The 15,423-nt window shown below is 73.4% G+C and carries 11 protein-coding genes; 3 read left to right on the plus strand and 8 right to left on the minus strand.

Annotated elements, in window-relative coordinates; translation table 11 throughout:
- Window positions 1-134: 134 nt before the first annotated feature.
- From sucD to ACFYPA_RS23745, 7 genes are all read right to left on the minus strand, one after another.
- Window positions 135-1,019 carry a succinate--CoA ligase subunit alpha gene (gene sucD / locus ACFYPA_RS23715; protein ID WP_327709318.1) on the minus strand — a complete coding sequence of 295 codons (885 nt, stop codon included), beginning with the start codon at window positions 1,017-1,019 and terminating at the stop codon, window positions 135-137.
- Between the two features lie 21 nt (window positions 1,020-1,040).
- Window positions 1,041-2,222 carry an ADP-forming succinate--CoA ligase subunit beta gene (gene sucC, locus ACFYPA_RS23720; protein WP_359078490.1) on the minus strand — a complete coding sequence of 394 codons (1,182 nt, stop codon included), beginning with the start codon at window positions 2,220-2,222 and terminating at the stop codon, window positions 1,041-1,043.
- 330 nt (window positions 2,223-2,552) lie between these two features.
- Window positions 2,553-3,824, minus strand: a complete 1,272-nt coding sequence (locus tag ACFYPA_RS23725; protein WP_359078488.1) for a hypothetical protein — start codon at window positions 3,822-3,824, stop codon at window positions 2,553-2,555.
- Between the two features lie 108 nt (window positions 3,825-3,932).
- Entirely contained in the window at window positions 3,933-5,048 is a 1,116-nt protein-coding gene (locus tag ACFYPA_RS23730) for a hypothetical protein (RefSeq protein ID WP_359078486.1), read from the minus strand.
- 103 nt (window positions 5,049-5,151) lie between these two features.
- Complete coding sequence (locus tag ACFYPA_RS23735) at window positions 5,152-6,405, minus strand: vWA domain-containing protein (RefSeq protein WP_389134038.1); 1,254 nt, start codon at window positions 6,403-6,405, stop codon at window positions 5,152-5,154.
- Entirely contained in the window at window positions 6,402-8,822 is a 2,421-nt protein-coding gene (locus ACFYPA_RS23740) for a DUF5682 family protein (protein WP_359078484.1), read from the minus strand. The genes ACFYPA_RS23735 and ACFYPA_RS23740 overlap by 4 nt, the downstream gene beginning before the upstream one ends.
- Complete coding sequence (locus tag ACFYPA_RS23745; RefSeq protein WP_359078482.1) at window positions 8,819-9,931, minus strand: AAA family ATPase; 1,113 nt, start codon at window positions 9,929-9,931, stop codon at window positions 8,819-8,821. The genes ACFYPA_RS23740 and ACFYPA_RS23745 overlap by 4 nt, the downstream gene beginning before the upstream one ends.
- A 117-nt stretch (window positions 9,932-10,048) precedes the next feature.
- On the opposite strand from ACFYPA_RS23745, the gene ACFYPA_RS23750 reads away from it, so the two are divergent.
- Together ACFYPA_RS23750 and ACFYPA_RS23755 are read left to right on the plus strand one after the other, a co-directional pair.
- Entirely contained in the window at window positions 10,049-11,467 is a 1,419-nt protein-coding gene (locus ACFYPA_RS23750) for an SWIM zinc finger family protein (protein WP_359078480.1), read from the plus strand.
- Between the two features lie 30 nt (window positions 11,468-11,497).
- Window positions 11,498-13,231, plus strand: coding sequence for a DUF5691 domain-containing protein (locus ACFYPA_RS23755; RefSeq protein ID WP_359078478.1), 1,734 nt, complete (start codon window positions 11,498-11,500; stop codon window positions 13,229-13,231).
- Between the two features lie 179 nt (window positions 13,232-13,410).
- Here the strand turns inward: ACFYPA_RS23755 and ACFYPA_RS23760 are convergent, their stop codons facing one another.
- A complete protein-coding gene (locus ACFYPA_RS23760; protein WP_328898391.1) occupies window positions 13,411-13,824 on the minus strand; it encodes a cobalamin B12-binding domain-containing protein in 414 nt (137 codons plus the stop codon).
- A gap of 406 nt (window positions 13,825-14,230) precedes the next feature.
- Here ACFYPA_RS23760 and ACFYPA_RS23765 point away from each other — a divergent pair, with 406 nt between their 5' ends.
- Window positions 14,231-15,196 carry an alpha/beta fold hydrolase gene (locus ACFYPA_RS23765; RefSeq protein ID WP_359078476.1) on the plus strand — a complete coding sequence of 322 codons (966 nt, stop codon included), beginning with the start codon at window positions 14,231-14,233 and terminating at the stop codon, window positions 15,194-15,196.
- Window positions 15,197-15,423: the final 227 nt, after the last annotated feature.

Consider the following 15,423-nt stretch of genomic DNA (forward strand, 5'->3'; position numbering starts at 1 on the left):
CACGAGCGGGGCGACCGGGGCGCCCGTACCCGCCCGGCACACGAAGACGCGGGCCCGCACCCCTGATCGGGGTACGGGCCCGCGTTCTCGTGCGGTGACGCGTTCCTGCGGTGGTGCTCCGACGCGGTGGGGCGTCAGGCGCCGAGGATCTCGCGTGCCAGCTTGGCGGTCTCGGTCGGCGTCTTGCCGACCTTGACGCCGGCGGCCTCGAGGGCCTCCTTCTTCGCCTGCGCGGTGCCGGAGGAGCCGGAGACGATGGCGCCGGCGTGGCCCATGGTCTTGCCCTCGGGGGCGGTGAAGCCCGCGACGTAACCGACGACCGGCTTGGTGACGTTCTTCGCGATGAAGTCCGCCGCACGCTCCTCGGCGTCGCCGCCGATCTCGCCGATCATGACGATCAGGTCGGTCTCGGGGTCGGCCTCGAACGCCGCGAGGGCGTCGATGTGCGTCGTACCGATGACCGGGTCGCCACCGATGCCGACGGCGGACGAGAAGCCGATGTCACGGAGCTCGTACATCATCTGGTACGTCAGCGTGCCGGACTTCGAGACCAGGCCGATGCGGCCCGGCTTCGTGATGTCGCCCGGGATGATGCCGGCGTTGGACTGGCCGGGGGTGATGAGACCCGGGCAGTTCGGGCCGATGATCCGGGTCTTGTTGCCCTTCGCGCCGGCGTACGCCCAGAAGGCGGCCGAGTCGTGGACGGCGATGCCCTCGGTGATCACGACGGCGAGCGGGATCTCGGCGTCGATCGCCTCGATGACGGCGGCCTTCGAGAAGGCCGGCGGCACGAAGAGGACGGACACGTTCGCGCCGGTCTTCTCCATCGCCTCGGCGACGGAGCCGAACACCGGTACCTCGGTGCCGTCGAAGTCGACGGTCGTGCCGGCCTTGCGCGGGTTCACGCCGCCGACGATGTTGGTGCCGTCGGCGAGCATGAGCTTGGTGTGCTTCATGCCCGTCGAGCCGGTCATCCCCTGGACGATGACCTTGCTGTCCTTGGTGAGGAAGATAGCCATGGTGGTCTGAGTCCCTCTTCCTTACTTCGCAGCCGCGGCGAGCTCGGCGGCCTTGTCGGCCGCGCCGTCCATGGTGTCCACGCGCTGGACCAACGGGTGGTTGGCGTCGGAAAGGATCTTGCGACCCAGCTCCGCGTTGTTGCCGTCAAGGCGCACGACGAGCGGCTTGGTGACCGCCTCGCCCTTGGTCTTGAGCAGCTCGAGCGCCTGGACGATGCCGTTGGCGACCTCGTCGCAGGCGGTGATGCCGCCGAAGACGTTGACGAACACGGACTTGACGTCCGGGTCGCCGAGGATGATCTCCAGGCCGTTCGCCATGACCTCTGCGGAGGCGCCGCCACCGATGTCGAGGAAGTTGGCGGGCTTCACGTTGCCGTGGTTCTCACCGGCGTACGCGACGACGTCCAGGGTCGACATGACCAGACCGGCACCGTTACCGATGATGCCGACCTCGCCGTCGAGCTTGACGTAGTTGAGGTTCTTGGCCTTGGCGGCGGCCTCGAGGGGGTTGGCCGCGGCCTTGTCCTCGAGCGCCTCGTGACCCGGCTGACGGAAGTCGGCGTTCTCGTCGAGAGACACCTTTCCGTCGAGGGCCAGGATGCGGCCGTCCTTGGTCTTCACCAGCGGGTTGACCTCGACGAGGAGGGCGTCCTCCGCGACGAAGGTGTCCCACAGGGTCACCATGGCCTCGGCGACACCCTCGGCCACGTCGGCCGGGAACTTCGCCTGGGCCACGATCTCGCGGGCCTTGACGATGTCGACACCGTCAACGGCGTTGACCGGAACCTTCGCGAGGGCCTCGGGGGTCTTCTCCGCGACCTCCTCGATGTCCATGCCGCCCTGCACCGAGGCCATGGCCAGGAAGGTGCGGTTGGTGCGGTCGAGGAGGTACGAGACGTAGTACTCCGCCTCGATCTCCGGGGACAGCTCGGCGATCATCACCTTGTGGACCGTGTGGCCCTTGATGTCCATGCCGAGGATGTCGGTCGCCCGGGCGACCGCCTCGTCGGGGTCGGCGGCCAGCTTCACGCCGCCGGCCTTGCCGCGGCCACCGACCTTCACCTGCGCCTTGACGACGGACTTGCCGCCCAGCCGCTCGGTCGCCTCGCGGGCTGCCTCAGGCGTCTCGATCACTTCACCGGCCAGCACCGGTACACCGTGCTTGGCGAAGAGGTCCCTCGCCTGGTACTCGAACAGGTCCACGCGCGTCCGTCCCTTATCAAATGGTCTCGCGGTTGGTTTTCTGCGTGGGCGTGCCGCGAGGGGCAACGTGACTGCTCTGTCACAAGGAAGGCGCACACGGTGACCGAATACGCGGCATGTCCGTCTCGCAGGTTATCCCCGAGCCCCGCATGACCCTAAATCGCAGCTCACACCTGGGCGGTGATTACGGTCACAGATCGCCCTGGTGGCCGGGTCGCAGTGGACAAATCGGCACGGGCGGGGGCCGGACGGCGCCCTGCGGGCCGGGCGGTCCCCCTGCTCCGGACCCCGTGCGGGGCCCGGACGCGTGCGGGAGACCGCCCAGCACTCTCAGATGCCCTGGAGCGGGTACGCCGGAGTGGTGACGGAGTGCGCCGGGTGCAGCGACGAGACGGTCGCCGTCGCCGACGACACGGTGTCGGAGACATAGTCGGGCGTGACGGCCGTCAGGCCCTGGGAGCCGTACGCGGCGTGCGCCACGGCCGGACGGGCGTCGTCACCGACGGTGGACACGAGGCCGCCCGCGAAGGGACGGGCCTCGGAGCCGATGCCCTGGGCCAGCGGCATCACCTGGCCCGTCACTCCCTGGGCGAACGGGGCGACGGCGTCGCCGGTCAGGCCCCCGGCCAGCGGCTGGACCTCGGAGACGACCCCCTCGGCGAACGGCTGGACCGCGCCGGTCACTCCGTACGCCAGGGGCTGGACCTCTGTCGTCACCCCCTGCACGAAGGGCACGGCGGCCTGCGACACCACTCCGTCGACGAACGGCGTGACCTCGCCGGTGACGCCCTGAGCGAGGGTGGAGACGTCACCGAGGGCCTGCCCGACTACGGGCAGCACCGAGGAGACGGCGTCGGCGACGAGGGGCGGCAGCACGGCGTCGGAGGTCTGTCCCACGACCGGCGCGGCCTGGGCGAGGGCTCCCCCGGCCGTGGCGCCGGCGGTGTCGAGTGCGTACGGCGTCGCGCTCCGCACGTAGTCCTGGCCGATGTTCTGGCCGAGGTGCTCGCCGATGTTCTGGCCGAGGTGCTCGCCGATGTTCTGGCCCAGGTGCTCGCCGATGTTCTGACCCAGGTACGGGCCGACGCGCTGCCCTGTGTGCTGCCCGTAGCCGGGAAGCTGCTCGATGGGGCCGAAGAGGTAGTCGACGGGCGCCTCGGGGGCGGGGGTGCCGACGGTCCCGCCCGCGGCCTCTCCCACGGTCCCCGCGACCTGGTCGCGCACTCGGTCGCTGACCTGGTCGCGGACCTGCGAGGTGTGGCCGGCGACGGCACTGCGGGCTTCGGTGCTGCGGGCTGCCGAGCTGCCGGTTTCGACGCTGCGGGCTACCGAGGTGCCGGCCTCGATACCGCTGACGGCGGACGTCACGTCGGCCGCCTTCGCCCGGACGGTGTCCTGGAGGTCTCCGGCCTTGCCGACGGCGTCCACACCGTCGACGCCGCCGATCACATCGGCCGCGTCGGCGACGTCGGCCGCGTGGTCGGGGGTGGACAGCGGGAGGGACACGGGCAGTTCGTCCGCGCTTGCGGCTGCGGTGCCGAGGGCCCACATACCGGTGGCCGTGGCAGCGACGGCTATGGAACGGCGGATGTTCTTGTGCATGTGTGTGTCAGATCCTTCGAACGTGTTCGGCGGTCCGGAGTACGTCCGGACGGCGGGCAGACCTGTTCCGCCCCCGCGCGGCAGGTCGAGGCGGGTGAAAGGCCTGCCCTAGCCGGGGAATTCGAGGATGTCGCCGGATCGGTCGCGCACCGGTGCGGCGGTCGCCGGAAGACCGGCGCCGCGCACGAGTCCGAAGGAGGAACCGTCCACCGGAGGAACGGCCTGCTGGTCCCCGCCGCGGGGCGGGTGGATCTCGGCGGACGCCGAGTGGCTCTGCCCGCCGTCGGGCCCGAACGGCCCCCGGGGCACCGGACGGTGGCCCGTCGCGGCCTCCCGGTGAGGGACCGCCGCCGCCTCACGCGGCGCGGGGAGCACGACCGGTATGAGGGTGAGAGGGGAGGAGACGGGCGCGGTGCTGGAGCGCGGCGCGGCCGAGGGGGCCGTCGCGACGCCGCCGGGCGCACCGGGTATCGGTGCGGGACCGGTCTGGGGCACCTCCGGTGAGGCCGGCAACGAGGGCCCGGGCAGCGGCCATGGGGCCGGGAGCGGGAGGGCCGGGAGGATCGGAAGGTCCACCGTGATGTCGCGGAGGCCGGTCGTGGCCGCGCCGATGGTCTTCTCCACCACCTGGCCGACGGGCCGGGTCACCTGCCGGGCGCTGTTGCGTACGGGCTCGGTGACCGGGCGCAGCACGGACACGGCGTGGGTCACGCCGCCCGTTCCGCTGGTGACGTCCGTCTGATCTCGGCGGGCAACCGGCAGGGACTCGGGTGCGGGCAAGGGCGCGGACCGGGTTACGCCCGGGGCCGCGGGCCCGGTTGCGGGCCGGGGCGCGGGTCGCGCGACGGGCGCTGCGGCGGCCTCGGTCCGCCTCTTCTCCTCCTCCGGCACGGGAGGCGCGGGCGTGACGGCTTCCGGTGCCACGGCTTTCGCGGTTACCCCGGCATCCGCTGTTGCCACCGCATCCGGTGTCGCCACCACGTCCGCCACTGCCACCGCCGTCCGGAGCGGCTGCCGCTCCTGGACGGGCCGTTGGAGCTGCTGCTGGACCGCATGGCGCTCCGGCTGCCGAACCGGTTGCTGGTCCGCCTGCGCACGGGCGCCGAAGAGCAGACCCAGTGCCAGCAGTCCGCCGAGGAACAGCACCACCTGCAGCGCGCGCCGGCCCGCCGCTCCGCGCCGGGGGCGCGGGGCGGTCGCGGGACCGGCGACTGCGGTGGTCACGGGGAGCGAGCCCTCTCAGGATGGCGTGGACCGCGGAATGAGAGCTTCCGCGGACGTCGGGACGATGCTTGCACGAGACGCCCGGGGTCGCGCAAGTCCCCTGTTACTGATGGGTCTCCTTGTCCGGTATGGGCAGGGGACGCTTCTCGATCGCCGCCGCCATGACGTCCGGGAAGAGGTCCGGCGTACAGGCGAAGGCGGGAGCGCCCAGAGCGGAGAGTGCCGCCGCGTGGTCGCGGTCGTAGGCGGGGGCGCCCTCGTCGGACAGGGCGAGCAGGGTGACGAACTGGACCCCGGACGCCTTCATCGCGGCGACCCGCTTCAGCATCTCGTTGCGGATACCGCCCTCGTAGAGGTCACTGATGAGCACGACGACGGTGTCGGCGGGGCGGGTGATCCTGGACTGGCAGTAGGCGAGCGCCCGGTTGATGTCGGTGCCGCCGCCGAGTTGGGTACCGAAGAGCACGTCTACGGGGTCGTCGAGCTGGTCGGTGAGGTCGACCACCGCCGTGTCGAAGACGACCAGCCTCGTCCGCAGCGCGCGCATGGAGGCGAGGACGGCACCGAAAACCGACGCGTACACGACGGACGCCGCCATCGAACCCGACTGGTCGATGCAGAGGATGACGTCCTTCTTCACGGACTGCGCTGCCCGCCCGTAGCCGATGAGCCGCTCGGGGACGATCGTGCCTGCCCCCTCCTCGCCGGGCAGGGTCAGGTAGTTCTTGAGGTTGGCCCGGATGGTGCGGTCCCAGTCGATGTCGTGGTGCCGGGGCCGCGTGACCTTCGCGGAGCGGTCCAGTGCGCCGGTGAGCGTGGCCCGGGTACGGGTGGAGAGCTTCCTCTCCAGCTTGTCGACGACCTTGCGCACGACGGCCCTCGCCGTCTCCTTCGTCGTCTCGGGCATGGCCTTGTTGAGTGAGAGCAGCGTGCCGACGAGGTGGACGTCTGCCTCGACGGCCTCCAGCATCTCCGGTTCCAGCAGGAGCGCGGAGAGGCCGAGCCGGTCGATGGCGTCGCGCTGCATGACCTGGACGACGGAGGTGGGGAAGTACGTACGGATGTCACCGAGCCAGCGGGCCACGGACGGGGCGGAGGCCCCGAGTCCGGCCGATCGTCCGCTGCCGCCCCGGCCGCCGGACCGGCCCCCGCCCTCGTAGAGCGCGGTCAGCGCACCGTCCATCGCGGCGTCACGGCCGGTGAGGGTGCAGCCGGTGCTCTCCGCGCTGTCCGCGCCCAGCACCATGCGCCACCGTCGCAGCCGTTCCCCGTCGCCCGAGGAGGGCTGCGGCGTTGCCCCTGTCGTCGCTGACACGTCCGCGGCGCCGGTCGCGTCCGTATCGATGCCCGTCGTCATCCCGTGGCCCCCAGCCCTCGCTCGTGGTGTTCGGGTGTCCGCGCCGTCGTCCCGGCGCCCAGATCCGGTGGTGAACTCCGTACAGGACCTGAGCCCAGCAGCAGGCGCAGGACCGGCACCACCGCGTCCGCACGCTCCGCGTCGAGGACGGGGCCGAACCCGGGCGCAGTGGCCTCCCGGCCCGGGGCCGCCCCGGCGGCCGGGTCGGTGCCGGCGGCCGGCCCGCGGCGGACGAGCTCGCCCAAGGTGCGCCGCACGCCCGCCTCGTACGCCGAGAAGGTGCGGCGCAGCAACGGCAGCACATCGGTGAAGGTGTCCGCGGGGACGCCGGTGAGCCAGGAGTCGACCAGGGCGAGCAGCCGCTCGTCGTGGACCAGGAGCATGCCGCCGCCGGCCGCGCCGCCGACGAAACCCTCGATCCATGCGGCGGCGTCGGCGGGAGGTGTGCCGGGCGACAGGGCGAGGCCCATCAGGCGGGCGGCCTCGTCCTGTGCGAGGTGGCCGTCGTCGAGCAGCAGCCGGGCGGCCCGCCCGCGGATCACACCGGCGACCGTGTCGCGGACGGCGAGCCGGCGCAGCACGGTTCTCCAGCGCTCGCGCAGCCCGTCCGCGTTCTCCGGTACGGCGCCGGCGAGCAGCCCGATCGCCGTGTGGACGCCGTCCACCTGGTGGCGCAGGGCGGCGGCCCCGTCCGTGTCGAGTCCCGTGCAGGCGGGCGGGAGTCCGACGCAGATCCGCTCCGCGAGCCCGGCCGCGACCTCCCCCAGCGCGGCGGTGTCCGTGGCGCGGACGTCCCCGTAACGCAGTGTGCGGGCCAGGGCCGGCAGGGCGTCGGCGAGGTGGCCGACATCGGCGTCGAGGGCCGCGCGGTCGGCGAGGATCCGCATCACGACGGGAAGCGCCTCGGGCAGCCCCGCGAGCAGGCACCGCTCGGCCAGGGCCGTCACCTCGGCGAGCGACGTGGCCGCCAGGGCGTCCGACTCGGCGCGTGCGGTGGCGGCGGAGAGCACGGTGGTGCCCCAGACGCCTGCCTCCGCGACCCGTACGTACAGCTCGGGCTCCCAGCGCAGCCGCCAGCTCTCCCGGAAGGTGCCGGTGCTCCCCCGGCCCGCGGCGGGCTCGCCCCAGCCGATGCCGAGGAGGCGCAGGCGGTGCAGGAGCCTGCTGCGCGCCGCGTCGGTCTCCTTGCGCAGGTCGAGGTCCAGTTCTCGCTCCGCCGCCTCCGGCTTGAGCCGGAGGGTGCGCTGCCGGCGGTTGAGATCGCGTTGCAACGGCACGGCGGGGGCGGTGTCCGGCACTTCGCCGAGTGTCACCCCGACGACCAGCCGGTCCCGGACGAGCGCGAGCGGCACGTCGGAGCCCTCGCACATCACGGCCCGGACGGCGTCGGTCGTCTCGCTCAGTCCGGCGAGTGGCCGGCCCCGCATGGCGGCGAGGGTGTCGGCGAGCCGGACCGCCTCGATGACATGGGCGGAGGACACGAACCGGTCCTCGTCGCGCAGGAGTCCGGCGACCTTCGTCATCCAGCGTGCGACCGGGCGGTCCGGGGAGGCGAAGAGGTGCTCGTACCAGCCGGGCGAATCGATCCCCGCCCCGTATCCGCTGTGCCGGGCGAGCCGCTGGTGGGTCCAGGGCACCCAGGTCAGCTCGGCCTTGACCTTGGGTAGGCCCTTGAGCAGTGCCCGGTCGGCGGTCTGTGTCGTCCTCGCTTCGAGTGCGGGAACGTGCCAGGCGCCGCAGACCACGGCGAAGGCCCCGCCGAACTCCTTGCGCGCGGCGCGGATCCGGCCGCGCATGTACGCCTCACGGACCGCGTCCCTGGGGTGCCCGCCGTCCCCGTACACCTCGCGCAGGGCGGTCATCGCCTCGCCGAGCGCGGCGAAGGCGGCCAGCGGGTCGCCGGCCGCGGCCCCGGGCGCGCCCGGGGTGCGGTGCTCGACGACGTCCTCCCACCAGCGCTCGGGATCGTCGTAGCCCGCCGTCTCGGCGAGCACCCGGATCGGGTCGACGGGAGCGGGCCGGGGCTCGTCGTCCTGCTCCGGGCGGCCGTCCGTGCGGCCGCCCAGGTCCCCCTCCTCCACCATGGCCAGGGAGTGCGCCGCGGGCAGGTCGATGAAGCGGACGGGTACGCCGTGCGCCAGGCCCCAGCGGATCGCGACCCATTCCGGCGAGAACGCGGCGAGCGGCCAGAACGCCGCCCGCCCCGGGTCGTCCACCGCGTGCGCCAGCAGGGCCACGGGCGGCCGCATCTGTTCGTCGGCGGCGAGCGGCAACAGCGCGTCGCCCTCGGGCGGGCCCTCGATGAGCACCGCCTGCGGGCGGGCCGCGTCCAGGGCGGCGCGGACGGCGCGGGCGGAACCGGGTCCGTGGTGCCGGACCCCGAGCAGCAGCGGCCCCGGCGAGCGGGCGGCGGTCATGCGGAGACCTCACGGCAGGCGCGGTAGAAGTCCTTCCAGCCGTCCCGCTCGCGCACCACGGTCTCCAGGTACTCCTGCCAGACCACGCGGTCCGCCGCCGGATCGCGGACGACCGCGCCGAGGATGCCGGCGGCGACGTCCCCGGGGCGCAGCACACCGTCGCCGAAGTGGGCGGCGAGAGCGAGGCCGTTGGTGACGACGGAGATGGCCTCGGCCGTGGACAGCGTCCCCGAGGGGGACTTGAGCTTGGTGCGGCCGTCCGTCGTGACCCCGTCGCGCAGCTCACGGAAGACCGTGACCACGCGGCGGATCTCCGCGAGGCCGTCGGGCGCGGGCGGCAGGTCGAGTGAGCGCCCCACCTGGTCGACGCGGCGCGAGACGATGTCGACCTCCGCCTCGGGGGTGGCCGGCAGCGGCAGCACCACGGTGTTGAAGCGGCGGCGCAGCGCGCTGGACAGTTCGTTGACCCCGCGGTCGCGGTCGTTGGCCGTGGCGATGACGTTGAACCCGCGGACGGCCTGGACCTCCTGGCCCAGTTCGGGCAGGGGGAGCGTCTTCTCCGACAGGATCGTGATCAGGGAATCCTGCACATCGGCGGGGATACGGGTGAGTTCCTCGATCCGGGCGGTCATGCCGTCGGACATGGCGCGCATCAGCGGGCTGGGCACCAGCGCGTCACGGCTGGGGCCGTGCGCGAGCAGTTGTGCGTAGTTCCATCCGTAGCGGACGGCTTCCTCGGGCGTGCCGGCCGTGCCCTGGACGAGGAGGGTCGAGTCGCCGCTGACGGCGGCCGCGAGGTGCTCGGACACCCAGGTCTTGGCGGTGCCTGGCACGCCGAGGAGCAGCAGCGCACGGTCGGTGGCGAGTGTGGTGACGGCGACCTCCACGAGGCGGCGCGGGCCCACGTACTTGGGTGTGATCACCGTGCCGTCGGACAGGGTGCCGCCCAGCAGGTACGTGGCGACGGCCCACGGCGACAGGCGCCAACGCTCGGGCCGGGGTCGGTCGTCGGCGGCGGCGAGTGCCTTCAGCTCATCGGCGAAGGCGTCCTCGGCATGCGGGCGCAGGACTTCGGCGCCGGTGGCCGCGGTGGTTTCGGACACGGTCATGGATCCCCCTCCAGATCGGTCGACCTGATGTGGTTCCCACCGTGCACCATGGCACTGACAATCGGCCTTCCCGCAGGTCAGGACGCATTGTCAGTGGTGCGGCCTACCGTCGTTCCCATGCTGCTGACTGACGGGGGAGAACCCTTGGGCGCCGCTGCTCCGGCGGCGCGCTGGACGGTGGAGCAGGTCCTGGCCCTGGCTCCTGACGACGCTTCACGCAAGGCGGGGAACAAGCTGGGTTCGGCCGGTCCGTGGTCGGACACCGGAGGGGATGGCTCGGGCGCGGTGTGGGGGCTGTGCCGGGGAAGCGGGAGCAGGCCCTACCGGACCGTGATCGACCCCACGGGTCCGGCGTACCGGTGCAGTTGCCCCAGTCGCAAGTTTCCGTGCAAGCACGCGCTGGGTCTGCTGCTCCTCCTCGCCTCCGACGGATCGGATCTGCCCGCCGGCGATCCGCCCGACTGGGCGGGCGAGTGGCTGGCGGGCCGCCGCGCCCGCGCCCAGGTGAAGGAAGAGCCCTCGGGCGGGGGGCCGGCCGATCCGGAGGCGGCCCGACGCCGCGCCGAGCGCAGGGCGGAGCGGATCGGGGGCGGCGCTCGGGAGCTGGAGCAGCGCCTGACCGACCTGCTGCGCGGCGGGCTGGCCGCGGCCGAGCAGTCGGGTTACGGGCTGTGGGAGGAGACGGCGGCCCGCATGGTCGACGCGCAGGCACCCGGTCTGGCGGGCAGGGTGCGGGAGTTGGGCGCGATCCCGGCGTCCGGTCCGGGCTGGCCGGTGCGGCTGCTGGAGGAGTGCGCGCTGCTCCACCTGCTGGACACCGCGTGGCTGGGCATCGACCGGCTGCCGCCGCCGCTGGCCGCGACGGTCCGCACCCGCGTGGGCCTCACGGCCCCCGCGGCGGGACCGCCGGTCCGTGACCACTGGCTGGTCCTCGCGCAGTACGACACCCCCGAGGCCAAGATCGTCACACGCCGTATCTGGCTGTACGGCAGGGACTCGGGCCGCATCGCGCTGCTGCTGTCCTTCGGGGCCGCCGGGCGTTCCCCGGCGCAGGCCCTGCCGGTGGGTGCCACGCTCGACGCCGAGGTCACGCCCTATCCGGGGTCGGGGCAGCTGCGGGCGGAGCTGGGGCGGCAGTTCGGCCTGCCGGTGCCGGCCGGACCGCCGCCGGGAGTCACGGTCACCGGCGCGATCACCGCCTACGGCGTGGCGCTGCGCGACGATCCGTGGCTGGACTCCTGGCCGGTGACGCTGCGCGATGTCATACCCGTGCCGTCCGCGGACGGCTGGCAGTTGACGGATGCGGAGGGCGATGCGGCCCTGCCCGTCGCCGCTGCCGCGCTGTCCCGGCCGGCGCTGTGGAAGCTCGTCGCGCTCTCCGGCGGTGGCCCGGTCACGGTCTTCGGGGAGTGCGGCCACCGCGGCTTCGACCCGCTCGCGGCATGGGCGTCAGGCCGCGGGGGCGAGGGCGCAGCGTCGGCGGATCCGTCGTCGCGCGTCCGGCCGGACGCCGCCGAGACCGTGCCGCTCATCTGACCCCGCTCATCTGAATTCGGAGGAGGAGCGATGCCCCGCACCACCCCGCCCGTACCCACGACCACGCACACACACGTCCCCACGACCGCGAGAACGACCGCGCACACGACCCCGCCCCGCACCGGTCATCCGGCTGGTACGGCGACCGCGCCCTCCGGCGGACCGGTGCCCCCGCCGTGGGAGGAGCTCGTCACCTCGGCGCTGCTGGGCACCGACCGCAGGCCGCCCGGGGACGCGTCCGGCTCGGGCCCGGACGGCGCGGCGGCCGCACTGCTGGACGCCGCCGCGCTGCACACCGTGCGGCGGCGGGCGGGTCTGCTGCCCGCACCCGCCGCGCCCCGGCCCGGCCTCGCGCCCGCCGACCCGCGGCCGGCTCTTCCGGACGCCGCCCGGAGCCGGCTGGCACAACTGCTCGCGGACCGGGCGGCGCCCAGCGGTTCGGGGGGCAGGCGCGGCACGGCTCCCGATCTCACGGAGCTGATCCCGCAGTGGCTGGCCACCGCCAATCTGCACGGATACCGGGCTCCGGACGCCGCGCTGCCGCCCTTGCTGGACGCGGCCCGGGCGCGGACCGATCTGCGGCCCCAGGCCCTGGTGTTCGCCGGGCCGCGCGGTCTGTGGCTGGCCGGCCTGAATCCCGACTGGAAGTTCGCGCTGCGCGGCGCGTCCGGCAGTGCCCTGCTGCCCGAGGTGACGGACCCGCAGGCGGTGCGCCGCCTGTGGGAGGAGGGCCTGTTCGCCGAACGTGTCGCCCTGCTGTCCGCCGTACGGGCGCATGACGCGAACGCCGCCCTCGCGCTGCTCGCCACCACCTGGTCCACGGAGCGGGCCGAGGACCGGCTGATGTTCATCGACTCGCTGCGTACCGGGCTGTCCGGAGCCGACGAGGAGTTCCTGGAGCAGGCCCTCGCCGACCGCAGCCGCAATGTGCGCGCCACGGCGGCCGAGCTGCTGTCCGCTCTCCCGGGATCGGCACTGGCCCACCGGATGGCGGCCCGCGCCCTGTCCTGCGTGAGCCCGGGTCTCACCGGCACCGGGCCGTCCGTGGCCGTGGAGGCCCCGCACGAATGCGATGCGGCGATGCAGCGCGACGGAGTGGTCGCGCTCCCGCCGTCCGGGCGGGGCGAACGGTCGTGGTGGCTGGGCCAGCTGGTGGAGTCGTCGCCGCTCTCCGTCTGGACAACACGGTTCGGCGGCCGTGGTGCGCGGGAGATCGTCGGGCTGCCCGTGGCCGACGGCTGGGGCGAGGAACTGCACGCGGCCTGGTGCCGGGCGGCGGTGCGACAGCGCGACCCCGCATGGGCGCGGGCGCTGCTCGGTGCCCCCTCCACGCCTCCGTCGAACGGCCCCGGCACGGCGTCGCTCGCCGAGCGGTCGAAGCTCCTGGCCGTTCTGCCCGCCGCCGAACGGGCCGACTGGGTGGCCGGGTTCATCGCGGCCCACGGCCTGTCGGAGGCGTTCCAGCTGCTGGGGGTCTGCCCGACGCCGTGGGCGGAGCCGCTGGGGCGGTCCGTGGTGGACGCCCTCGACATCGCCCGGGACGCGGGGAGCTACCCCTGGAGCTTCAGCGGGGTGATGGGCCTCGCCGAGCGCTGCCTGAAACCGGCCGAGGCGGACCGGCTGGAGGTCCTGACCACGACGCCCGACGAGCCCGCGGACGCGTCACCGGGTGCGAACGGCTACTGGTCTGAGGCGTTCCGGCGCCTGGTCTCCACGTTGCGGCTGCGCGCGGCGATGGACAGCGAGCTGATACCGGACCACTGAGGCGGGGGCGGCGGTGTGCGGTGCCCCGGCCCGGGGCAGCCGGTCCCGGGCACCGCACACCTCGGACACCGACACAGCCCGCACACCGCACGCACCGCACCTCGCTGTGGACCGCACACCGCTGTGGACCGCGCACCGCACGGCTCGCGGCTCGCGGCTCGCGGCCCTCACCCTCGGATTCAGGCCTCCGCCGGCTGGCGGACGTTCGCGTTGACCCAGTCGACGATCGCGACCGTCGTCGCACCCGGCGTGAAGATCTCCGCGACGCCCTGTTCCTTCAACGGTGCGATGTCGGCCTCCGGGATGATGCCGCCGCCGAAGACCTTGATGTCCGCCGCGTCGCGCTCCTTCAGCAGCTCGATCACCTTCGCGAAGAGCGTGTTGTGCGCGCCGGAGAGGATCGAGAGGCCGATGGCGTCGGCGTCCTCCTGGATCGCGGTGTCCACGATCTGCTCGGGCGTCTGGTGGAGCCCCGTGTAGATGACCTCCATACCGGCGTCGCGCAGCGCTCGCGCGATCACCTTGGCCCCGCGGTCATGGCCGTCGAGGCCCGGCTTGGCCACCACCACACGGATCGGACCGGTCACACCCATCACTGCCTCCACATGCGTCTCCCGTGCCTGAAGGGCCGGGGATGTGAACGAACGTTATCGACAGCATCCCGCAAGCCGCCGTTTCGCGGTGGACGGGGAGGGGGAAATCACATGTGGGACATGTTCACCGGGCACCGTTCCCGCAGCACGCGGCAGTCCTGCCGTGCGGGACCGGCCGCCAGGGGAGCCGCGACGAGGTCGCCGTACCACCGCGCCGTCAGCCGCACGGCACGGTGGTACGGCTCACCACCCGCCCGTACGCCGGTCACCGCAGGTGATCCGGAGGACACGGCGGGCGGCGAGTCCCGGACGGCGACCGCCCGCCCGGACCTCCCGCACGGCGCCCCACGAGGGCAGACGGGGCAGCGAGCCGCTCCGCCCCGGATGCCGGAGCAGGAGGTCGACCATGAAGACCCTCCAGACCGTGCCGTTTCTCCCCTTCCTACTGCTGCACCGGCTGTGCGCGGGCGCCACCACCTTGCTGCCGTCCGCCCGCACGCCATCCACCGCGTCATCGCCCACCCGGGTGTCCGCGGCCCTGCTGAGGGCGACCGCGCTGGAGCTGGTGGTGCTCGCGGGGCACGCGCTCCTGTATCCCACCGGCATCACCGGCGAGCGGCACCCGGGGGCCGGAGCGGCTGAGGGCACTGCGTCCGGCTCGCCGGGGCAGACGGGCCGGGCATCCACGGCCACGACCGCTCCCGCGGGCACTACCGCCCTCCCCGTCGGGCACCCCGAGCGGCCGCCCGTCGTACTGCTGCACGGCTTCATCGACAACCGCTCCGTCTTCGTCCTGCTACGCCGGTCGCTCGCCCGGCACGGCTGGCGCCACCTGGAGTCGCTCAACCACTCCCCGCTGACCTGCGACATCCGCACGGCCGCCGAGCTGCTCGGCCGGCACGTCGAGGAGATCTGCGCCCGCACCGGCCACCGCGAGATCGACATCGTCGGGCACAGCCTCGGCGGCCTGATAGCGCGCTACTACGTGCAGCGGCTGGGCGGTGACCAGCGGGTCCGCACCCTCGTCACCCTCGGCACGCCGCACGGCGGCACCGCCGTCGCCCCGCTGGCCGGCGCCCTGCCCATCGTGCGCCAGATGCGCAGCGACTCGGCGCCGATCGAGGAGCTGCGGCTGCCCGCGCCCGGCTGCCGCACCCGGTTCGTCAGCTTCTGGAGCGAGCTTGACCAGGTGATCGTTCCGGTCGAGGCGGCCCGTATCGACCACCCGGACCTCGACGCGGTCAACGTACGCGTGAGCGGCGTCGGCCATCTCGCCCTGCCCGTGCACCCCTCCGTGGCCGCCGCCGTCCGCGAGGCGCTCGACGCAGACGAGGCGGACCGGGCGTCCACCGGTACCGCGTCCGTGGCCTGAAAGTGGCCCAGGACGGGCCGGCAACCCCGCCCGGTCAACGCTCCACCGCGCCACAAATAGAACGGGTTTCGAACATAGAGCCAAGGCTGTGTGAGCAGCTCGTCGAAAGACGGCCGATTGCCCGTTTCCTGAGCGCCGGGAGGCCTTCGAAGATTGTCGGCGTCGCATACCGCCGGGTACAGTCGCGGCCACTGCTTCCCCCGGAGTCCCCACCGGACCCCGGACAC

Source organism: Streptomyces sp. NPDC005775, assembly GCF_042871565.1.
Classification (GTDB): domain Bacteria; phylum Actinomycetota; class Actinomycetes; order Streptomycetales; family Streptomycetaceae; genus Streptomyces.